Source organism: Elusimicrobiota bacterium, from assembly GCA_018816525.1.
Taxonomy (GTDB): Bacteria; Elusimicrobiota; Endomicrobiia; order CG1-02-37-114; family XYA2-FULL-39-19; genus OXYB2-FULL-48-7.
Genome location: JAHIVV010000054.1, coordinates 1 through 22,258, shown reverse-complemented (window position 1 = coordinate 22,258; position 22,258 = coordinate 1). Strand labels below are relative to the sequence as shown.

At 35.3% G+C, this 22,258-nt stretch carries 21 protein-coding genes; all 21 read right to left on the bottom strand.

Features of this window, described 5'->3' with window-relative positions:
* Positions 1 to 2: 2 nt before the first annotated feature.
* Genes KKH91_05185 through KKH91_05085 form a run of 21 tightly spaced genes read right to left on the bottom strand, consistent with a single transcriptional unit; the run spans position 3 to position 22,038 of the window.
* On the bottom strand, positions 3 to 428 hold the full coding sequence (locus KKH91_05185; protein ID MBU0952201.1) for a hypothetical protein: 426 nt from the start codon (positions 426 to 428) through the stop codon (positions 3 to 5).
* Between the two features lie 24 nt (positions 429 to 452).
* Positions 453 to 1,394, bottom strand: coding sequence for a GDP-mannose 4,6-dehydratase (locus KKH91_05180; protein ID MBU0952200.1), 942 nt, complete (start codon positions 1,392 to 1,394; stop codon positions 453 to 455).
* Positions 1,391 to 2,431 (bottom strand): glycosyltransferase, encoded by a 1,041-nt coding sequence (locus KKH91_05175; protein ID MBU0952199.1) that lies wholly within the window; start codon positions 2,429 to 2,431, stop codon positions 1,391 to 1,393. The genes KKH91_05180 and KKH91_05175 overlap by 4 nt, the downstream gene beginning before the upstream one ends.
* A gap of 2 nt (positions 2,432 to 2,433) precedes the next feature.
* A complete protein-coding gene (locus KKH91_05170; GenBank protein ID MBU0952198.1) occupies positions 2,434 to 3,105 on the bottom strand; it encodes a class I SAM-dependent methyltransferase in 672 nt (223 codons plus the stop codon).
* Positions 3,062 to 4,426 (bottom strand): B12-binding domain-containing radical SAM protein, encoded by a 1,365-nt coding sequence (locus KKH91_05165; GenBank protein MBU0952197.1) that lies wholly within the window; start codon positions 4,424 to 4,426, stop codon positions 3,062 to 3,064. Before KKH91_05165 ends, KKH91_05170 begins: the two co-directional genes overlap by 44 nt.
* Positions 4,427 to 4,429: 3 nt before the next feature.
* Positions 4,430 to 5,626 carry a glycosyltransferase gene (locus KKH91_05160; GenBank protein MBU0952196.1) on the bottom strand — a complete coding sequence of 399 codons (1,197 nt, stop codon included), beginning with the start codon at positions 5,624 to 5,626 and terminating at the stop codon, positions 4,430 to 4,432.
* A complete protein-coding gene (locus tag KKH91_05155) occupies positions 5,619 to 7,034 on the bottom strand; it encodes a hypothetical protein (GenBank protein MBU0952195.1) in 1,416 nt (471 codons plus the stop codon). The genes KKH91_05160 and KKH91_05155 overlap by 8 nt, the downstream gene beginning before the upstream one ends.
* Before the next feature lie 2 nt (positions 7,035 to 7,036).
* Positions 7,037 to 7,975 carry a class I SAM-dependent methyltransferase gene (locus KKH91_05150; GenBank protein MBU0952194.1) on the bottom strand — a complete coding sequence of 313 codons (939 nt, stop codon included), beginning with the start codon at positions 7,973 to 7,975 and terminating at the stop codon, positions 7,037 to 7,039.
* Positions 7,972 to 9,444, bottom strand: a complete 1,473-nt coding sequence (locus tag KKH91_05145; GenBank protein ID MBU0952193.1) for a hypothetical protein — start codon at positions 9,442 to 9,444, stop codon at positions 7,972 to 7,974. The genes KKH91_05150 and KKH91_05145 overlap by 4 nt, the downstream gene beginning before the upstream one ends.
* Positions 9,437 to 10,471, bottom strand: a complete 1,035-nt coding sequence (locus tag KKH91_05140; GenBank protein ID MBU0952192.1) for a glycosyltransferase family 2 protein — start codon at positions 10,469 to 10,471, stop codon at positions 9,437 to 9,439. The genes KKH91_05145 and KKH91_05140 overlap by 8 nt, the downstream gene beginning before the upstream one ends.
* Positions 10,468 to 11,796 (bottom strand): lipopolysaccharide biosynthesis protein RfbH, encoded by a 1,329-nt coding sequence (gene rfbH / locus KKH91_05135; GenBank protein ID MBU0952191.1) that lies wholly within the window; start codon positions 11,794 to 11,796, stop codon positions 10,468 to 10,470. Before rfbH ends, KKH91_05140 begins: the two co-directional genes overlap by 4 nt.
* A gap of 11 nt (positions 11,797 to 11,807) precedes the next feature.
* Positions 11,808 to 12,746, bottom strand: a complete 939-nt coding sequence (locus KKH91_05130) for an NAD(P)-dependent oxidoreductase (GenBank protein MBU0952190.1) — start codon at positions 12,744 to 12,746, stop codon at positions 11,808 to 11,810.
* Positions 12,743 to 13,807: an NAD-dependent epimerase/dehydratase family protein gene (locus KKH91_05125; GenBank protein ID MBU0952189.1), complete on the bottom strand. Its 1,065-nt coding sequence runs from the start codon at positions 13,805 to 13,807 to the stop codon at positions 12,743 to 12,745. Before KKH91_05125 ends, KKH91_05130 begins: the two co-directional genes overlap by 4 nt.
* Entirely contained in the window at positions 13,804 to 14,814 is a 1,011-nt protein-coding gene (gene dmpG / locus KKH91_05120; protein ID MBU0952188.1) for a 4-hydroxy-2-oxovalerate aldolase, read from the bottom strand. The genes KKH91_05125 and dmpG overlap by 4 nt, the downstream gene beginning before the upstream one ends.
* 1 nt (position 14,815) lies before the next feature.
* Entirely contained in the window at positions 14,816 to 15,706 is an 891-nt protein-coding gene (locus KKH91_05115; protein ID MBU0952187.1) for an acetaldehyde dehydrogenase (acetylating), read from the bottom strand.
* 14 nt (positions 15,707 to 15,720) lie between these two features.
* Entirely contained in the window at positions 15,721 to 17,496 is a 1,776-nt protein-coding gene (locus KKH91_05110) for a thiamine pyrophosphate-binding protein (protein MBU0952186.1), read from the bottom strand.
* Positions 17,487 to 18,263, bottom strand: a complete 777-nt coding sequence (rfbF, locus tag KKH91_05105; GenBank protein MBU0952185.1) for a glucose-1-phosphate cytidylyltransferase — start codon at positions 18,261 to 18,263, stop codon at positions 17,487 to 17,489. Before rfbF ends, KKH91_05110 begins: the two co-directional genes overlap by 10 nt.
* Entirely contained in the window at positions 18,260 to 19,207 is a 948-nt protein-coding gene (locus KKH91_05100; protein MBU0952184.1) for a GDP-L-fucose synthase, read from the bottom strand. Before KKH91_05100 ends, rfbF begins: the two co-directional genes overlap by 4 nt.
* A gap of 1 nt (position 19,208) precedes the next feature.
* Positions 19,209 to 20,186 carry a GDP-mannose 4,6-dehydratase gene (locus KKH91_05095; GenBank protein MBU0952183.1) on the bottom strand — a complete coding sequence of 326 codons (978 nt, stop codon included), beginning with the start codon at positions 20,184 to 20,186 and terminating at the stop codon, positions 19,209 to 19,211.
* 15 nt (positions 20,187 to 20,201) lie between these two features.
* The gene (locus KKH91_05090) at positions 20,202 to 20,759 is read right to left on the bottom strand and encodes a winged helix-turn-helix transcriptional regulator (protein MBU0952182.1); all 558 of its coding nucleotides are present in this window, start codon (positions 20,757 to 20,759) and stop codon (positions 20,202 to 20,204) included.
* 13 nt (positions 20,760 to 20,772) lie between these two features.
* Entirely contained in the window at positions 20,773 to 22,038 is a 1,266-nt protein-coding gene (locus KKH91_05085; GenBank protein ID MBU0952181.1) for a hypothetical protein, read from the bottom strand.
* Positions 22,039 to 22,258 lie beyond the last annotated feature (220 nt).

Below are 22,258 nucleotides of genomic sequence, written 5' to 3'. Positions count from 1 at the left end.
AATCAGCCCCCTTTTACCGAAAGTTTATGGAGTTCGACTCGCACTATGTCATCTTCGTACGAACCCTGGTCCCGCGGTTTTCCGGTGATGTTGAGAAATTCCGAGTCTTCAGTGAATTCAACTGCGTGTTCCACTAAAGGCGGAGTGAAGACCATCTGGCCTGCCTTCACCAATAACCAACTTGGGGCCGACTTATCTCCTGCCGGGCGATGGAAATATTTCATTGTGCCTTTTATTACATACATAAAGTGTGAATCTGCTTTATGGTAGTGGTTAGCCCGGACAGTGTTCGCTTTGGAGGTGATGACCTGGATAGCCTGTATTCCTCCGTCTACTAACGTCTGGATATAACCCCGGCCATCTTCAAAGGGCGCAATCATTGAAACTATGGGACCTGTTGGACAAGCTGAAACATCATTCTTACTCATATAAGTTACCTCCCGTTTAGGTTATTATAGAAATCTTTTGAACTCGTCTTCCTCGACAATCTTTTTGATTTCCTCGTCAAAATCCCGTACCGGTTTCCAGCCGAGCGCACGTAGACGCGTGTCGTCAAGACTGTATCGAACATCTTGGCCAACCCGGTTAGGTATTTGGATGTAGGCGTCCTTTTCCGGAACTTTAAAAATGGCTGCGATCTTCCGCAAAACTTCGATGTTCGGCAATTCACAGTTGCCATGCACGTTGTAAACAGTATTAGGTTCTCCTTTCTCAAAGATAGTGAGAATGGCGTCAATCGAATCTTCAACGTGGAGCCAAGAACGTATATAACTGCCATCGCCATGCATCATTGCCGGCAAGCCACGCCGCATCCGCCATGCCGATTTGGGAATAAGTTTCTCCGGGTATTGGTTTGGCCCATAATTGTTGGTCATACGGACGATGTTATAGCGAAGCGAGTAGGTCCGGGACCATCCAATGACAAGCATATCAGCGGCGGCTTTGGTAGCCGAGTAAGGGTTCGACGGCCGTAGTGGATCCGACTCGGTATGCCTGCCGTTTACAATGTCGCCATAAACTTCATCGGTACTTATCTGGATGAAATGCGGCGCACCTGATGCGGATTTGGCGCGTGTAAGCTCGAGAAGCCGCTGAACACCAAGTATGTTCGAATGGCAGAACTGGCGATTGTTTGCAATAGAGTTGTCGACATGCGACTCGGCCGCAAAATTGACCAGGAAATCACTTTCAGGCAGATGGCTGAGATTAGCAATATCTTCCTGAATGTGCCGGTAATTACTGTGTTTTTTGAACCCCTCATTTGCGACACGGTCGGCCGCATAATTAATTATGTCCACATTAGTTACAAAATGGCTCATATCCAGGCAGCGTTGCACAAAATGTTTGCCGATAAACCCTAATCCGCCTGTAACAAAAAATAGTTTAGATTTCATTCGTGTCTTACCTCCTTTCCAGGTAATGTATTGACGATATCCAATATTTTTTTTGCTATGTCTAGTATCGTATTTTGCCCGCCAATAACCTTTTTGTGAGCGTTAGCTGCTATTTTAATTCTCTCTTCTTCGTGAAGCAAATAGTATTCACATTTTTCCTTCAATTCCTTGTATGAATCATAACAGACAATTTCTTTACCTTCCTCAAATAATTCTAATAGCATATTTGTCCTATTTGTAATTAGAAATCCTCCGCAAGCTGGCACTTGGTAATTTTTCATATTAATTTCATCGTTTTGTTCTGTGGTTAAAGTATCTATAATTATTTTGGTGGAATTTACTACTCTGGACATGTCTTCTAACCATGCTATTTTGTTTTTTACTTTAAACTTTTTTTTGAATTCCTTACTGCTTTTATTCCAACGGCCTCCCCATATTTTAACATCAAGACCTTCCAAAAAGTTAATCATTCTTTCTCTCTTTTTGCTCCAGGAGCCGATAAAAGCGATACCGCTCCCCCATATGATTTTTTCATTTTCAGATGTAACGATAGGGTGATGTTCAGGATAGTAAAATAAAGGTAAATATTCCAATTTTTTTATCCCCTTGCTGCGATAAAGGTTGAATAGGTGTTTCCTCTGAGTCAAGACACAATCATATTTTGTAATTGTTTCAGTGTGTATAAAGGAAGAAAACGCATTATTGAAAAATTCATCAGTGCTCCAATTTATAACATGCTTAGTATGTTTTTTTATGGCATCAATGGTTTTGGACGTAAGATGCCATCCGTTATTCACCAAAACAAAATCGTATGTGCTGTTTTTTACGCAATTTACTAAATCCCTATTTATCCTGGAAGCAATAAGCGGCATCATTATTCTATTGAGGACACGATTTTTTAGATTAACCCCTCGTTCTGTATAAAGATAAGAAGTCCAATTGAATATATCTGTTTCACAATTCAACTGTTCAAAGGATTTTTTTAGTTGAGGAGCTATTGCAAAGAAATACCCTTCGCCATATATTAATATTTTCATTTTTATTTCCCTAAAACGAACAAATAATGAGATGTTAAGAATTCTTTTAAAAAACCAAACGTCATAATGTCAATATATTTGGTCTTAGTTTTTTTATTTATTAGAGCACAGGACTTGTATATCTTCAATTTTGCTGCAGTAAAGAGAGCTATCATTGATTTTTTTGTGAAGAACCTTAGGTGAGACATATCCAAAAGCCCGCTTTCAGCATATTCCCAATTCCCCTTAAGAAGTAAAGGAAGAAGAACTTTCCAGCATCTTACATTTGGAATACTTGCTATTATCCGGCCATTTGGTTTTAGATAGTTTTTAATTTTATTCAATACTTCCCACGGATTTATCAAATGTTCAAGCACGTCACCTAACAGTATAAAATCAAATTCTTCGCTTTGTAAATCGAGTTGTAATTCTTCAATATTGCCTAAAATAACTATATCTATTTGGTTTTTAGCAATTTTTGCCATCGTATCAGATATCTCAATACCTACAACATATGAAGCTTTACCTTTTTGTTTTAGGGCAAAACCCGTCGCCCCTGAACCGCAGCCAATGTCAAGTATCCTGTTTGGGCCGCAAGGAATTTCAGAAATCAAATCTTCTCTTATAAGATTAAAATAAGAGCTGGTTTTACTATCGTACAGAATTTCTATGTTTGTAATTTTTGTATCTTTCATAAATTTTCTTTATAATCCACAATGGATTTGTTATTATCCTTAATATCAGGTATTTATGCCTGCGTCTAATTTTTTCTCTTTTTATCAGGTTGTAAAGCTCCATTATTTTGTTTTTTGGCAAATTAGATAATAATATTTTATTTTCCGGGTTATCTTCTACTTCTACGGCAAGATCTTCCCAATTCATGCCGTTTGAAACTATTCCTTTATTTAAAGCTATATCCCATACTGGCGTTCCGGGAAATGGAGTTAATATATAGGTCTCAAAGTCTATTAATTTACTTTTTTTTATAAATGAATAGGTTTCAAGGATATCTTTTTCACTTTCGTCCGGTGAACCTATGATAAATGTGGCTTGAATAGGAATTTTTGCCTTATGAAACATATCCAGGGCCAGCCGGTTTTTCTCAATTGTCATTTTAGGTTTGAGAAAATCCAGCGTTTTTTGTGACCCAGACTCAAGGCCAAAACATATTCTTTCAATATCAAGTTGTTTTAGAGTTGCTATTAAATTTTCGTTTACAAGATTGGCTCTGCAAGAGAAGTTAAATTTAACCTTTTTGTCAATTCCTTTAGATTTGATGCCTTTCACAATCTCTTGAAATCTACTTAAATTTGCTACAGCAAGATCGTCATAAAAAGTAATAACTTTTGGTTTGTATTTATTTATTATCAATTCTAATTCAGCTAAAACATAATTTGAAGAGAACCAGCGGGTTTTATTCCAGAAACGCGTTGATGCGCAAAATGTACATTTATACGGGCAGCCACGCGAGGAAAATAGATAAGTAGTTTCGCCAATGTGTATATTCAGCAAATCTCTGTCTGGAAAGGGCAGTAAGTCAAGATTTTCCAAAAGAGGCCTTTTGTTTGTTAATAAAATACCTTCATTGTCATGTAAAACCAGGCCATTGATAGATTTCATCTCCATTGAGCCAGATTTGCCGCCTTTAGACAAGTAATCAACAACTTCTACCATTGTTTGTTCTGCTTCTCCTACTACCCCGAAATCAAATATTTTGGGTAAGCTTTCAGGAAGCATCGTTATATGAACTCCTCCGACAAATACAGGAATATTCAACTTTTTACACAAATCGGCTACAAAAATAGCTCTATTGAAATTTTGAGAAACTGATGAAACACCTACATAATTTGGTCGAAACTCTTTTAATGTTTCTTCGATTTTGCTGTCAATAATTTTAATTTGAATAGCCTGGAAATGCTTTTTTAAATAGGATGACAAATAAGCCAGGCCTAAAGGCGGATAAACAGTTTCAATATACTTTTTTGTGTTTATTGCGTTAATAAATAATAGTTTCATAATTTATGCCATAATATGCGATAATCGAAATATTTCTTCGAATCGTTTTTCCCAGGTATGGTCCTTTAATGCACGGCTTCTCCCGTTTTTTCTAATATTTTCGGCTTTCGATGGGTTATTTAAAATCCATTTAATTTTTTCAAGGCAAGCTTTTTTGTTTTCATAAGTTAATATTTCATTGCCTATGGCGTAAACAAGCTTCAATTCCGGGTTGTCTTGCGTTAAATACAAGCCGCCTGACATCGGAATCTCAAAATCTCTGCCTTTCAAACACATTAGTTTATTTGACTGAGCAACTCCGGCGAATCCTAAATTAATCCTGCTTTTTGAGTAAAGTTTTATCATCTCTTCGTCAGATAAACTCCCGTTTTCCCAGCCTTGCCCAAAGGCCGTCACATTTATGCCATTTCTCCTAAGGTAATTGATTAAGGCAGGCCTATATCCGTATTTTTTACCTACGAAAGATACATCATAGAGATAATTGCATTCATGAGGTTTATGAATGTCAGGATGCGCTGCTTCAGGCCAAAATTTTGCTAATCCGCCGTGAACAGTGTATTTTATAATTGAATCTGGCGCATTAGTTAAATTTAAATCTATGCTGGAAGCTATTTCAGCCAACCCATAAAACCTTTTTTCAATTTTTGGCCCCTTAAAAAAAAGCTTATCATCCCAGCAAAAATTGAATATTGGTGTTCCTGACTTAGTGAATTCATTAAGAATATTCGTAGATATATTGTAACCGCACAAATATCCTACGAAAGCGTCTATTCGCTGTATTTTGTCGGCTTCTTCGAAACATTTTAACATTTTATTGTTCATTTCTCCGCGTACACTAATCCATTTGTTTGAACTCTGATTATAACCAGATGATTTCCATTCAAATGTTGTTAACTTTCCAAAGCACTGCAAGGTTCTAGGAAGCACGGATTCCCAGTTGTTTTGTTCATAGGCAAGAAAAATATGGAGATTGCCTTTTTGCTTTGGCTTTGGGTTTATCCCTTTAGAATTAAGCCGGTTTTGAAGCTCTATTCGTAACTCATCACTAGTGCTAACCTTTAAATTATGTCTGGCCGCCTGCCTACGATAATAAGCCAATTCACTTTTATTTTTATAATATTGATAAAAACCCTTAAGCGAAGTATTTAATTTATTTAAAAGACTGATTTTTTTCAAGCAATGTTTGAATTTATTAAACATTAAGTTTAGTTTCCCTAAGATGGTATTTGTATGACAAAAGTAAATAAATAAATACTACCACTGACAATGAAAAAATCACGTGATTAATAACCCCTTCCCAGCAAAAATGAGCCAGCATGAAACCGACAACGGCGTTTACTTCCGGGGCATCAATCTTATAAAACTTAAATTCTAACCAAACAAGAAATGCGGATATAAATGCTGATGATAAAAATACAATTAATGTACTCCCGCTTGTAAACAGATATCCAAAGAAACTAACCCCCCAGCCCATCGCGAATCCTGGTCCGTTAGTAAGATCAAGACCATATACAATCTTATTAAAGTCTATTTTTTGAGCCATCGATCCATAAAAGCTTTCCAGATCATTTAACGGACTTGCAGAAACAGCCATCAATTCAGTAACCCCGCCAATTCTCATGACTGCAAAAGAAACAACTTCTTTAATATTCAGGAAACCCCCGGTATGTAGTTTATCTTTTTTTTCAACAACTTCACTAATTTTATATGAACCTTTTTCGTAAGCCATATCGCGCAAAACAGTTGTTAAAGGCAACAAAAATAAAAGTAAAAGTGAGCCAAAAATTAGGTACTTTGATACAAGTCGTTTAGTTGCGTTAGTCTGGATAGTCATAAATACATATAGAATTACCGGAATAAGCCTAAAAAATAAGGCTGCTCTGCTTAATGCTTCTATTCCTGAATATAAACCTTCAGTGAATATCAGTAATAAAAGTATTTTTAGATTCGTTGTTTTTTGATATTTTAGTGTCAAACTTAATAAGATTATGCTTGTTACTGGAACAATTATGTATCTAGTATAATTCATGATTCCAGTAAGCCTAAAGGGCAAAGGGTCAATCCTCACTAATCCAAGTTGTCCCACACCCAAATTCCACATTAAAGTACTAAGGATAATACTTAATGCAAACCATAGAATTATTAAAAATAATAATTTATTTTCCGACAATTTAAAATAGGTTTCTGTTATTTTAAAGTTTTTATTCACCAGTGATTTAGCAATTAATTGTCCAAATACAATGCCTGCAATTCCAACTATTGCAACTAAAACAACATTTACATATTCTGCATTTGTAAACCCGAAAAAGCCATATTGTCCATATTTGTGGGCAAAACCGCTATTTTCGTCTTCTAAAACAAATGTTAAAGCTAATGGAAAACCTATTATAAAATGCATTGCAAAAGTAATTGGAGAGTAATAAACTCTTTTACCTTGACAGCAGATATACATAGCGATGAATGCTGTAATGGAGAGCACAACCCCATACAGAACATTGAATTCTGATTTATGTTCGGTCAAGCCATTTAATGAAAAAGAAATTAAGCAATATATTGTTGCTATGACGCCAAATCCTAAAAAGTATTTACGCCAATTATTAGTTATCATTTCTATTTCTTTCCAACTGCTATTAATTCTTCTGAGATCCCTAACCGGTCCAATATGTAATTAAACGGATAAATTACAAAATCAATCCATGCAGGGTAATTAATTTTTATGGCAGAAGTACTATTTTTGTTGAATAATTGAAATATGCTTAAAATTATCCAGGATGATGGAGTACAATAATGAGTCTTTATATCATCAAAACCTGAGTCTTTCAGTAATTTATAAATAGATTTTTTTGTAAAAAGTTGTAAATGGAAAGGTATCCATGATGATATGGAATATTTTCCAAGGATACGCATTGTAATACTATTTCCGTGAGGCACATAAATAATGAGTTTTCCGCCTTTTTTAAGTATTTGATAACATTCTTTAATTACTTCGCTACAGTTGGGCATATGCTCTAAAGCATTATCAATTCTTATATAATCAAAAGTCTCTTTAGGTAATCCAGCTGTTTGTAATTCACCGCAGATAAAATGACCGTTTGGCAATAATTCTTTGCATTTTTGAATAGACTGAATGCCAACATCCAAACCCCAGACATCATAACCTCTCTGATTAAATTCTAGCAATTTAGCTCCGCAGCCGCAGCCAATATCAAGTATATTAAAAGTTCCTTTTTCAACTTCCTTTATTGGCCAGGAATGTGGGCGTGAAATAAATTTTCTCAAAATTTTTTTCCAAAAGGGAACTTTACTTTTTGTTAATACTTCGGCCAAATTCACAATACCCGTATTTGTATGTTTAGATTCAGTTGAAGAATAATATCCGGCAATTGTTTCCCATTCCGGCCGTTCATTCAAGTAAATTAATTTACAATTATTGCATTTGACATAAGTTCCTGAACAGTCAATCCCGTCCCTTCGATTACGGTCAGTATACAGTACTTTGGAAATTGTAGAACCACATACCGGACAATTTGGAATTTTAATATTTTTCAAGCTATATCACCCTTTAATCTTAATCCTTCAAACAACCATGATTTAGAAATAATGTATTGGGCTAGAATCATATAAACACCGCCAAAACAGACTACTAAAAGCGATTGTTTGAAATTAGGTATTGGTATCAAAATTGTAAGTAGTAGGGTTAACACTATAAATGGAATCATTAGACTAAAAGATTTGAAAAATCTGACCCATGGAAATTTAACAGGCAGTTCATTCTTTAATTTTAGATCAACTAAAACAACAGTTACAATATATCCAAGAAGCATAGAAATAATTATTGAAGCAAATGGGTTTATTTGAAGTGTTGTGAATATTCCAAGTAGAACTATTGCGGCTCCAATAAATTGAGGCACCACAAGTATTTTCATGTCAATTTGAGCGAGCGCTGCCATATAATAAGAACTGCCTATGAGTCTTACAGTTTCAATTAAAGCGGCTCCTAAAACGATATAAGGAACATTTTGAAATTTACTGCCAACAAATATTTTTATTAAAAAGTGTGCTGAACAAGATATAAATACTCCCATGATAACAATTGACGGGATGAAACAATCAGCGTATTTATTCCATGCGATTGCTTTTTGCTGCTTGTCTTTATTAGCAATTTGATTAAAAAAGTAGGGATTATAGAATTGCCCGAACAAATTTTCAAAAGCAATCATTATTCCGGCTGCGACTGAATAACCGGCTGCAAATAAGCCAACCAGGTTTTCCTGGCTATTAAAACCAAGTATAAAACGGTAAGATTGCGTATGAAGCCAATAAAAACATACCGTAACTGCTAATGGGATTGAAAATTTAAATACAACTAAAAATGAAAAACTTTTATCATTTTTATAGGGAAGATCGTCGTTATTTGTAGAAACATTTAGCATTTTCCATAGAATAAAGGCGGAAAATAGCAGAATTATAACATTCGAAATAATTGACCCAAAAATCCAGTATTCTGCTTGCGGCGAAAAAAACTTTACTAATAGAATAGAAATAGCCAAGCCGAACCACAAAGTCAAATTTGTGAATAAAACAAAATATATACGATGTCCTAAAATATTCAAATTATTCAGCATGGTACCTGTTAAAGTGACAAACAATAAATTACCAACAAGTATTGATGACATCCAAAAATAACTAACGTTTGTGCCTATTCCAAATAATTTCAAAAATATTAAAGTTAATATTAGACTGAAAGCGGTGATGTAAATTAAATAAACAGCGAATTTTAGCATATATTTGCGCGATAAACCTTCTAAATTCCATTCTATCAATTTTCTGCTTACATACATACATATCGGGTTGATAAAAACTCCGCCGAACCATGCAATTACGCTAAGGATGATATAATAGCGCCCAACTTCGTTTGGAAGCAGAAAAGTAGTCAGTAATCTTAGGCTGATAACAGCAGCTACCATTTGTAATACTCTTCCAATCAATAATACCGAGGCATCTTGTATTTTATTCATCGATCTTCCAATGTTTTATGAATTGTTTGTGTTTTTTTAATCTATTATGTTTTTCTGTAGGAAGTTTTAAATTTCTTAAATTATCAATTATTTGAATAAGGAATTTTGGCAACAGAATTGAAACAATTCTCCTTAGGATTAAAGGTGAAAAGATTTTAAACCGGATTCTTGATATTAAAGGAAGTAAATCCCAAACGTGAAATCTATCAGGTGCAATGAAATTTCCTTGTTTACAGCCATAATAAATGCCTAAAAGTTGAACTGAATCTTTGGTGTAAGTATTTTCATCAAAAGGTGTATATTTTGCGAGTTTACCCCCGAACTTTATCATTTTAAGTAAAAGTTTTTTTGGGCTGAATCTTATTACATAAAGCGTCTTCAATTCTTCGGTAAATGGTTCGCTGGTAACGATCATTTTACATTGTCTTACCAAACAAGTGATTGCAAGCGCACTATGTATGAATTCAGACCCTATGAATTCTTCAAGCTTCAAATAATCAATATTGTCTCTTTTTACTACAATGGAGGTGATTTTACTCAGATATGTCAAAGGGTTCAATTTAGGTGTTAATTTATCAATAATTAAGGTTTCCTTTATGGCAAAGAACGGCACCATTTCTCCGTATATTGTTATCCTTAAAAAATTTAAGGCTATTACAGAGGGTTCATAATGTTCGATCAAGTTTAAAATATTTTTAATACAATCTTTACAAAGTACTTCATCATCTGATAAAAGCCATACATATTTTCCTTTGGCCATTTTTGATACGTATATAACATTTCTATCAAAGCCTATGTTTTCGTTATTATGATTTATAGATAAATACTTGAAGTTGAACTGGCTTTCGTTTGATAAATCTCTGGTTTGGTCAATTGAAGCATTATCGCTGATGCAAATTTCTACATTATCGGTATTTTCTAATTGTTTTGAAAGATTTGATAATAAATCTTTTAAAAGGGAATATCTGTTCCAGGTAGGGATACAAATAGAAAGCAGAATGTTTTGTTCCAAATTAACATTATTCATTTTAAAGTTTTGAGACCATTAAAAAAGCTATTCGTTATTTTAAAGATATATTTTAATTTTTCATTTGTTATACCGGGATATACGCCTATCCAGAATAAATTGTCCATGACATTATCCGTGTTATTCAGATTGTCAAAAATCCTATATTTAATATCCTGATAAGCCGGCTGTTTAATAAGATTCCCGCCAAAAAGCATACGGGTAGCTATTTTATTGTTTTCTAAAAAGCTTACGATATCGTTTCTTTTAAAAGGAGCATTTTGCTTTACCAGAATCGGGAAGCCAAACCAGCTGGGATCTGAGTATTCTGTTTTTTCAGGCAAAAGTAAAAACTTATCATGTTTTTTTAGATGCTCGAAAAGAGTACTGAAATTTTTCTTTCTCTTTTTGATAAATGCTGGAAGTTTGTCTAATTGCGCCAGACCTATAGCGGCCTGCATATCAGTGAGTTTTAAATTATAACCAATGTGTGAATATACATATTTGTGGTCGTAACCAAAAGGGAGTTTACCGAACTTTTGATTGAACCTTTTGCCGCAGCTGTCATCATGGCCTGGTTCACACCAGCAATCCCTGCCCCAATCTCTTAAAGAAAGAACTATTTTTTTTAATAAAGGATCATTGGTTAAAACAGCGCCCCCTTCTCCCATGGTTATATGGTGTGCAGGATAAAAACTGCAAGTTGATAAATGGCCGAACGTGCCGGTATGCTTTCCTTTATATTTGGAACCTAACGCATCACAATTGTCTTCAACAAGCCATAAATTATGTTTTTCTGCGATCTGTTGGACTTTATCAATATTGAAGGGGTTTCCCAATGTATGAGGAATAAATATTGCTTTTGTTTTTTTTGTGATTGCTTTTTCGATATTTTCTGTTTTAATATTGTAGGTTCCTAAATCAACATCTATTAATACAGGGATCAAATTATTTTGGATTATAGGGTTCAACGTAGTAGGAAAACCGCAGGCAGTTGTTATTACTTCGTCACCCGGAACTAATCTTTTTTCTTTAAGTTTGGGTGAAGTTAGCGCGGAAATAGCGAGCAGATTCGCTGAAGAACCGGAATTATTCAAAAGGCAGTATTTTACACCCAAGAATTCGGCTAACTTATTTTCGAATTTCTGGGCATATTCCCCTGCAGTCAACCAAAAATCCAATGAAGAGCTTACAAGATTCATTAATTCATTTTCGTCATAAATTCTACCGGCATAATTTACTAAAGTTTCACCCGGAATAAACTTTTGGGGTATTTTCGAAAAATGATACTCTTTAACCTTTTTTAAAATTTCTTCTCTAATTAAATTTTCTTTTAATTTTGTCATGACTATGTCCCTTATTTTACTCTGCAGTATTGAATATATTTGTCCTCATATATAAGTTTTTTATCTATTTTGTTTATATTGTCTTTGTACCATGAATATAAATTTTTAAGTGCCCGGTTAATTGGTGTAAAAGTAAAATTTCCTATTTCCTTCAATAATCTTATATTTGAGCCGCTGTATTCGGTGTTAAGCCCGGGGTGCTTAATAACAATTTTAGAAGGATTTAAAGAAATATCATTAATATTTTTGGCAATTGTTATAAGGTCTATTGGTTTACCGGTTACAAGATTGTAAGTATTGTATTTCGGCTTATTTTTAATGAAATACTCTATTATTTTTACTAAATCGTTGATATAGCTAAAATCAAATAAGACATTTTGCGATATAACAATAGGCAGGCCAAGCAAGTTTCTAACAATTGAGTTTGATATGAATTTGTATTCATAATCTTCGTATTTACCATAAACGCCAAAAAGGCGCAGGCTTACAATATTGCTTGATTTTTCTGCGAATTTTGAACAAATATATTTGGAGAACCCATAAGCATCTTCAGGTACATATTTATCAAAATAGTTTTCAGGCATCTTCGGCTTATAATTTTTAATTGAGTATTCAGCCCCGGTGCCTAAATTTATCAGCTTCATATTTGAGTTTAAGCAATGAGCTAAATTAAAAAACATCCTTAGATTATTTGATGTTACATCCGTCCTGCCGGCATCATATGCGGTTTTTCTGGTTCCTCCGGTATTAGCGCAGTGAACTATAGTGTCTATTTTTTTATCCTTGAGATAAGCTTGAACTTTTTCACAGTCTAATAAATCTAGTTCTGAATGGTAAGGATAAAAAAGTGAATATTTGGATGAAGAAAAACTCAATAAATGCTCAATTAAGTTTTTCCCTATGAATCCCCTTGCTCCGGTAATAAGAATGTTCTTTTTATTTTTTTTCATTTTAAAAATTCATGGTACCAGGTAATAGTCCGCCTCAGGGCATCTTCAATATCAACCGTTTCTTTCAATCCTAAAAATTCATTGGCTAAAGTAGTATCCGGGACAAACCTGGATTTATCAGCGTTCTTATTAGGAGGAAGTTCAGAAACGATCTTAATTTTATTCGGAAAATTATTGGATATTTTTTCTGCTAGATTTTTAAGCGTTATGCTGTTAGGGCTTCCGACGTTGTAGGCTAAACCTGCCTTGCCGTTAGAAAGTATGCTTAAAAACCAGAAAGCCATATCTGAAGCATACATATAGCTTCTTACAGTATTTTCATTGCCAAGGATCCTTATAGGCCCGCCTAACAGGCTGTCTCTGATGAAATTGTTGATTGCCCAGGGTTTATCGATTAGTTGATAAGGGCCAAGGAATGCAAACGGGCGGGCAGTGAGTATCGGTAATTTAAATTGGTTTCTATAGGCTGTACATAAAGTTTCAGTATAGCGTTTAGCTTCAGAATAAATAGAAACGATTGAATCACAATCGGGGCCTCCATGAAACGATTCGGAGATTCTTTCTAAGTCAAAAGGCTGGCCTCCGTAAATAAGGCCTGAACTGATATTGAGTATACTTTTTATATTTGACAGCCTGGTTGCTGCGGAAAGAATAGAATCCGTTCCTTTGGAGATGACTTCCATAGTTTTTATGGGTTCAGATGAATGTTTGCGGTTATCAGGATCAGCAGCCGCATGTATTATATAGGACACATCATCGGGAAGCTCAAAAAAGTCTCTTATGTCTTTTTCAATGAGAACTATATCTTTCCTTGTTGTTAAATGCGGAACTTTGGAACTGAAACTAAAAGCATTTTTTGACATCAGTACCATGTTTGTATTAAACCTATAATTGTCGTTTAAAAAAGCAATTAATTCAGCTAACCAGGTACCAATGAACCCGGTTCCGCCTGTGATAAATATTTTTTCGTTCTTTAATTTTTCGAGCGTCTTTACATGTTTCTGGGTAAGTATCTGGCTGCAATCGTTTTTTACTATTTCAATAGTCCGCGTGTTCATCATTTTTCCCTCTTAGTCGATAATTCAATGGCTACCTCTACAATTAAATCTTCCTGGCCGGCAACCACTTTTCTTTTTCCCAATTCTATAAATACATCCCTTGGATCAATATCGTATTCTTTTGATATACGCTCCACATGTTTCGAAAAACCCGAAAACACTCCTGCCAAACCGCTTATAATGCTGATAGGTTTTATACTTGGTTTAAAATCCGGTAATTCTTTTTCTATAATATCGCTTGCATCAAGTATTTTATAAAGGTTAATGTCAGTTTCATAGCCCATTTTGTGAAGAACCGCAACCAAAATTTCTATAGGCGTGTTGCCTGCACCTGCACCTAGCCCCCGCGCAGTACCGTCAAGAATTAAAGCGCCTGCTTCAACTGCTGCTATAGAGTTTGCAACTGCCATACCCAGATTATTGTGTGAATGAAAGCCTACAGGTATAGTTAAGGAATTAACAAGCGCGCTTATTCTGTCAGTTACGTCAACGGGAAGGAATGCGCCGGCAGAATCCATCAGTATTATCCCTTGTGCGCCGTAAGATTCCATTTTTAGGCATTCTTCAATTAAAGTTTCTTTGGGTGCCATATGTACCATCATGACAGCGGCATGCGCTATTTTGCCTTTTTCTCTTACGTAACCCAGATGGCGTTGAGTCAAATCAGTTTCAGTGCAGTGAGCCCCTACTCTAACTACATCCACTCCAGCTTCAATTGCCGGTTTAAGGTCTTTGTTAATTGTTGCGTAGCCTGGAAGGTCGAAAATTCCAAGTTTTGTGTTTTTTAAATTCTCCCTTGCGGTTCTGATCATTTCTAAATCAGAAAGCAGGCTTTGTCCGACTTGTATGGAAGAAGCTCCAAGCCCGTTCCCGTGGCCTATTTCAATAATAGGAATACCTGCCGCTTCCGCAGCTTTACAGTAAGTAGTTATTACTTTTGTGCTAAACTTGTGTTGAATTGCATGAGACCCATCCCTTAAAGTTGGATCGGCAATTAATATTTTTTTCATCTCAGTCCTTAACGTTCAATTTTGATTTTGCGTATTCTTCTGCAGCTGCGATTGCTGCGCAATTGATAATATCAAGGTTTCCCGCATAACTTGGCAGATAATCTCCAAGCCCCTGGACCCTGATCATTAAAATAATGTTATTGTTTTCGATCATTGGAGGGACAACGAGCGAATACCCGGGAACATAAGTTTGTATTTTTTTTATCATTTTTGTTATTTCTGTATTTAATTTATCAATTTCCGGTTTCTTCACATAAGCCCGCACGGTTGTTTGCATATTTATGCATGGCTGAGCTGGATTGAGGACAAGAATTGCTTTCGTTTTTTTTGCGCCTGAAAAGTGAGCTAATCCTTTTTCGGTTGTCTCTATGTATTCATCCAAATTGGCTCTTGTTGCCGGCCCGGCACTGCGTGATGAAATAGTTGATACTACTTCGATGTAATCAACGTCTTTCTGGGTCTGCCCGATGACATAGGCTAATGGGATTGAAGCCTGCCCGCCGCAAGTTATCATGTTGACGTTGTTATAAGAAAGGCATTCTGTAAGGTTTACCGCAGGGACGCACATTTTCCCCACATTCGCTGGTGTAAGGTCAATGGCTATTTTGCCAAGTTTTTCTAAAATTGGTGCATGTACTTTATGTCCCGAGGCAGAAGTGCAATCAAAAACAATATCACAAATATCAGGGTTAGAAGTTATTGCATCTATGCTTTTATCAGAAATCGGTACCCCAAGGCTGATTGCTTTTGTCATTCCCCTGGACTGGGTATTTCTGCCGATGAAAACAGAACATTCCAAATGGTTAGATCTCATCAACTTGACTAAAAGATCAGTCCCAATAAGGCCGCTTCCAATAATTGCGACTTTTAGCTTTTTTGAATTGTTATGCATAACGCTTTCTTTTTTTAAAGAGAATTATTTTTATATTCATCTCTAGGTAAAAAAGGGAACATGTCGTCATAAGGCATTGATACCATTTTGCCATTATCCAATTTTTTTGAAGCAATCCTAGGAATTAATAGCTGATTTGGAGGTGTAATAACTTCACAAATAATTGATCCTTTATGTTTTTTTACTTTTTCAATTTTTGAATTAAGTTCTGAAAGTCTTGTAATCCTGATATAATCGATCCCGTAAGCTCTTGCTATTTTTCTCATATCAGGGAAACTTACACCTGTTTTTGGGCTTTCACCCATAAGCCGCCCATTACAGAAGTTTTTTTGTGTATGACGAATAAGAAGATAACCATTGTTATTAAAAACAATAAATTTTACAGGTAATTTGTAATGTACTACTGTCTGTAATTCCTGTAGGTTCATTTGAATAGATCCATCTCCGGTAATACAATAAACATCTTTTCCTTTATTTGAAGCAGCGACCCCTATAACAGCCGGCATATAACCCATTGTTGACAGGCCGCCAGTAATTATATGACGTTGTCCATATTTTACTTTGAAGGCTTGTGCGTGTACATGAAAACAGGAACCGGTATCAACTACAAAAACATCATTTTTAGACATTTTTTCAGAAAAAACTTTCATAAAATGATAAGAATTTATCCCATTTTTTTCATTTAAATATTCAGGTAAATCAACAGGATATCTATCTTTCCATTCTTGTGTTCGTTTTATCCACGAGTAACCATTAAACCGATAATGTCCCAATTTTATCAAAAGTGTTTTCAAAAATAATGAAATGTCAGTTTTAACAGCAATATCAGGTTTCACTGAAGGTTTATTTAATTCATTTTCATCGATATCAACAATGATTTTTTTTGCGAAAGGTGCGAAATTTTGAAAATCATAACTTACCAGGCCAATGCCAAGCCTGCAGCCCAAAATAAGCAGAAGATCGGAATTTTGCACTGTAAAATTAGCAGGCCTGTCACCATAAGTTCCTGGCCTGCCTACAAATAGTGGATGTTTATTATCGATTAAATCCATCCCCAATCTTGAAGTAATTACAGGAATTCCAATTTTATTTACGAATTTAAGAAAAAGTTCATTTGCACCTGAAAGGCGCACTCCTGCTCCAGCAAGGATGCATGGTTGCTTACTTTGCGTGAGAGCGCTCTTGATAATTTCCAATTGTTTATTCAATGCCTTATTATTGTTTAAAGTTTCTGAAGATTGAGAATATCCTTCATATTTGTTCGGATTAAAAAATGCACCTTGAAGATCAACAGGACATTCTATGTATACTGGGCCAACTCTATGAGCTTTTGCCATGGAAATACATTTTTCAACTTCATAGCGTACTCTTGATAGATCGTCTAACAAAATGGAATATTTGGTTATATGTTTAAATAATGGAAGGCTGTCAAACCCTTGTAAAGGAAATTGTCTCGGGCCTTTAACTTTAGCCAGAGAGAGTTTCGATTGTCCTCCAACAATTATGCATGGAGAAGAATCAACATAAGCTCCGACAACGCCGGTAATTGTATTTAGAACGCCCGGGCCGGCTGTAGCATAAACTATTCCCAATTTTCCGGTAAAGCGGGCATAAGCTTCAGCTGCCATGGCCGCACCCTGTTCATGCTGAAAGCAAATATACTTTATTTTTTTATGCTGCAATATAGCATCTGTAAGATGCATAATCATTCCGCCGGAAACAAGGAATATATATTCCCCACCAGCCTCATATAATTTATTTGTGATAAAATCAGCAACTCTTATTTCCATATTTTCCAGGGAGCTTTTCCTGAATCCCAAAGTTTTTCCAGTTCAATCTTATCCCTCAAGGTATCCATACATTTCCAGAAACCGTTATGTTTATACGATATGAGCTGGTTAGCTTTTGATATGTTTTCAAGCGGGGTTCTTTCCCATATTGTAGCATCGCCATTATTGATATAATTAAATACTTCGGGTTCCAGTACAAAATAGCCGCCGTTTATCCAGGAATTTTCACCTTTTGGTTTTTCAAGAAATGTTTTAACGTGGTTGTTTTTACTAATGTCCAAAACGCCAAATCTCCCGGACGTTTGAATTGCGGTCAGAGTAGCAAGTTTTTTGTTTTTTTCGTGTGTTTCCAGCAATTTGGCAATATTGACGTCACTAACACCGTCGCCGTAGGTTAACATAAATGTTTCATTTTTGACGTATTTCTCAATTCTTTTTAATCTTCCCCCCGTCATAGTGTCTACGCCTGTATCAATCAGCGTTATTTTCCAGGGGTCAGAATTAGAATAATGGATTTTGGTTTCATTAGTTTCCATGTCTATTGTCATATCGCTCATGTGCAGGAAATAATGAGAAAAATATTCTTTGATTACATAACCAAGATGGCCCAGGCAAATAATAAACTCGTTAAAACCATAATGAGAGTAAGTTTTCATTATATGCCAGATTATTGGCTTACCCCCGATTTCAATCATTGGTTTTGGAATAGCTTGAGTTTCCTCAGTAATTCGGGTTCCTCTGCCGCCAGCAAGGATTACTACTTTCATTTATTTTCTCCTAATGATTTCTTATACCAATCAATAGTTTTTTTCAACCCTTCTTCAAAATTTGTTTTTGCCTTGAACCCGAATTCTTTTTGCGCCCTTGAAGTGTCAAGGCTCCTTCTAGGTTGTCCGTCCGGTTTTGTCGAGTCCCATGTAATTTTTCCCTGAAAACCGGTCAATTTTACAATAAGTTCAACGAGGTCTTTTATAGAAATTTCAAAACCTGCCCCGAGGTTAACCGGGTCAGATTTATTGTATTTTTCGGTAGCAAGCATTATTCCTTCTGAGGCGTCTTCAACATAAAGAAATTCTCTGGTTGCTTTGCCCGTACCCCAAACAATAATTTCTTTTTCCTTTTTTTCAATTGCATTTATGCATTTTCTTATCAGCGCAGGAATTACATGCGAAGATCTTGGGTCGAAGTTATCACCGGGCCCATAAAGGTTAACGGGCATTAAGAATATCGAATTAAAACCGTATTGCTGGCGGTAAGCCTGAGACTGCACCAAAAGCATTTTTTTTGCGAGGCCATAGGGGGCATTAGTTTCTTCCGGATATCCTATCCAAAGGTCGTTTTCTTTAAAAGGTATGGGGGTGAATTTAGGATAGCAGCATATAGTACCCAGTGCCACAAATTTTTCAACGCCGACTTGTCTGCCAATTTCCATTAATTGTACGCCCATCATTAGGTTATCATAGAAAAATTTACCGGGGTTTTCACTGTTTGCGCCGATACCGCCTACTACAGCGGCAAGATGTATAACGATATCCGGTTTTGAATTCTTATACATCTTTGACACGTCTGTCATGTTTACGAGATTGTAGTCTTCAATTTTGGGAATAAATATGTTAGAGCAACCATTTTTTTGAAGTTTTTTCGTAAGATGAGAGCCAAGGAAACCGGCGCCTCCGGTTATAGTTACTTTTTTATTCTTCCAAAAAGACATGCTATCTCCTTTTATTAAAAGCGGTATACCAGGCTATGGCTTTCTTTAAACTTTCATCTAAAGTATACTTGGGCTGCCAGTTAAGTTTTTTATGCGCTTTCTCGGCAGACAAATATTGATTTATTATTTCATTTGAAGCTTCATTCAAAATAATGGGTTTAAGGTTGCTTCCCATCAGTTTGATAATTTTTTCAACCAATTCCTTGACTGTTACGCGGATTTCACTGCTAAAATTAAACGCTTCACCTTGTATTTTTAATTCTTCCATTTTTTCTGCCAGCAGAAGGTAAGCTTCAACACCGTCTTCAATGTAAAAGTAGTCCCTAATGAAGGTCCCGTCACTTCTGATTATCGGCTGTTGATTATTGAGGACTGAAAGTATCGTCCCCGGGATGATCCTGTTAAAATTCAAATCGCCGCCGCCGTAAAAGTTGCCGCATCGGGTTACGCAAACAGGGAGTTTATATGAATTGTGGTATGTTTTGCATAACAGGTCAGCGCAGCTTTTTGAAACGTCGTAAGGGTGATTGCCTTCAAGCGGAGCGTTTTCATCATAGGGTAATTTTGCTTGTTCTCCGTAAGCCTTGTCGCTTGACGCAACAAGTACTCTTTTGACTAGCGGGTTTTTCCTGCAAGCTTCCAAGATGTTCCAGGTTCCTTTTATATTTGATTCAAAAGTAATAAGAGGGTTTTTATTAGCGACCCCTACTATTGTTAACGCAGCAAGGTGAAAGACCGTGTCTATTTCATATTCTGTAAGAATTCGTTCTATAAGCGCATAATCCTGGAGTTCGCCCCACACAATATTGATTTTATTAAAGTTTCCGTCAGATAATAATTTTGACCTTGGTACCCAGTCACGCACCAGCCCTGTGACGTTGGCTTCTGCTTCTACAAGGTATTTTACCAGCCAGGAGCCGAGGAATCCGCTACATCCGGTAACAAAAACGTTCCTGTTTTTAAAAAAAGCTTTATTCATTTTTTTGCCTCTGATTTAATTATTTACAAAAATATCCGACTCTGATAAGCGGTTAATAAGATTTACGGAATTATTCAGGCTAATATTTTTATTTTCTGTAATTAAAAAAAGCGTGTTTTCTTTACCTTGTAATAGCGAAGAATCATAATCAGGGAGTAATGAATAACTCATATCGTCGCATTTAATAGTTTTAAAAACATTTTCGACAATTTCAGACAGTTCATTTTTGCCTAGAATTACAAAATTTTTTATTCCTTTTTCTTGATAAAATGTAATGAGTTGTAGTGTATTTTCCTTAACTGAACGAATAATCTGGATAGTTTTAAGGGTGTAAGAATATGATTTTTTTGCCTTTTCGACAAATCCTTTTGGAGTAAGGATGTATTGAGCTTTTCTTTTGTTTAGCTGTTTCGCTTTTATTAAGCCTTTCTTTATGAGTTGCCTGATAATGAGATTTGTCAATCCTAAGGATATTCCTGTATTTTTTGAGATGATTCTCTGGTGGGATAGGTGATTATTGGAAATTTCCTTTATGATGACAAACTCTTTTTCAGATATTTCTGTTTTATGCATAGTTATACGCAAATTATTGCCTTGCTTTTATTTTGGGCAAAATTTCTTCCTTATATTCTATCAATAAGGACAGCACTGTTCCAAAAAATAGGCCTAAAAAACAGCTCAGCGCAAGGTTTCTAATCAAAAAAATACTTTTAGGCTCATTTGAAATATAGACAGGTGTTAAAATAGAAACGTTCCCAATGCTTAAGGGTGCATAAGCTCTGGTTACAGCTTCTCTCTGTGAAAATTCCTTGTAGCGATCTTTAGTAAGGTCGTATTCGCGATTCAATTTGTTCATTTTGTTTTGTTTTTCAATTAACTCATTTTGAAGAGTTTCAAGTTCAGTGACGATTTTTTTTGTTTCTTTTTCTAGGATTGTTTTTCTGACCTGATAATTAGATAACGCAATAGTCGTATTTATCAATCTTTCCTTCAAATTTTCGTACAAGGGGTTCAAGGTTTCACTTTCTAATTTTAATGTAAGTAAATCAGACATTTCCTTTTTTGCCATCTTAGACGTAATTTGCTGAAAAGCGACTTCATCACTTAAAGACCTGACAAGTTTATAAGTTCTTTCTTCGTTTTTAAAATGTTTTGTTATTTCTTTCAGATTTTCTTCTTCGCTTTGGATATCATTTATGAGTTTAGTATATTCCATTTCGTACTGGCTTCTTAAGGTCAGTTTATCAACAACCCTTTGATTTAAAATTGATAAATTCGCAGATTTTTGATATTCAGAAAGTTTTTTCTCAATATCAGACAATTCTCTTTCAAAGGAGTCCTTTTGAGAAAGAATATAATCTTCGGATCTTGTCAGCTCGCCTTTTCTAAGCTGAGTATTGGTTTCCAATAGTATATTGGTAATGCCCTCCATTATTTTTTTCACATCGTCTTTATTTTCGCCCTCGAAACTTATTTTTAATATTCTCGGGTCTCTGTCTTTTTCAACCCTTATCATTTTCGCTATAGATTCGGCATTTCCCGGGTTTTTTTCCATACTTATTGATTGTAACACTTTTAAAATAAATCCGGAATCTTTTACTAACGATTCATAAAAGCTTGCGGGAATTCCAATTTTCTGAACATCGCCGTTTTGCGATACAATAGCTGTTTCAATAGCTGACATCACTACCGAACCCTGATAAACGTGGGGTTTCCTGATTGAATAGAATGCAGTTATAGATAGGCATATTAAACAAATAACCAATAGCATATATTTGTATTTCAGCATGATCCTTACTAATGATACTAAATCTAATTCCTGCCCTTGTTCTGTTGTGTTAAATTGACTCATTTTAGCAATTTCTCCTTTTTTAGTAAATATTGTTCAATGTGTGAACATTGTAACAATTATTTTATAAATTGTCAAGTGAGCGTATTAAGTCATCTATAATGTAACCCGAACACCCAACGTTAAGTCATTTAAGAATGTAACCCTATAAATAACTAAATCAAGTATAATCTAGCCCAATCATGGAGGTTAGATTATGCAAATGGGGTTTAAAATGAATTAC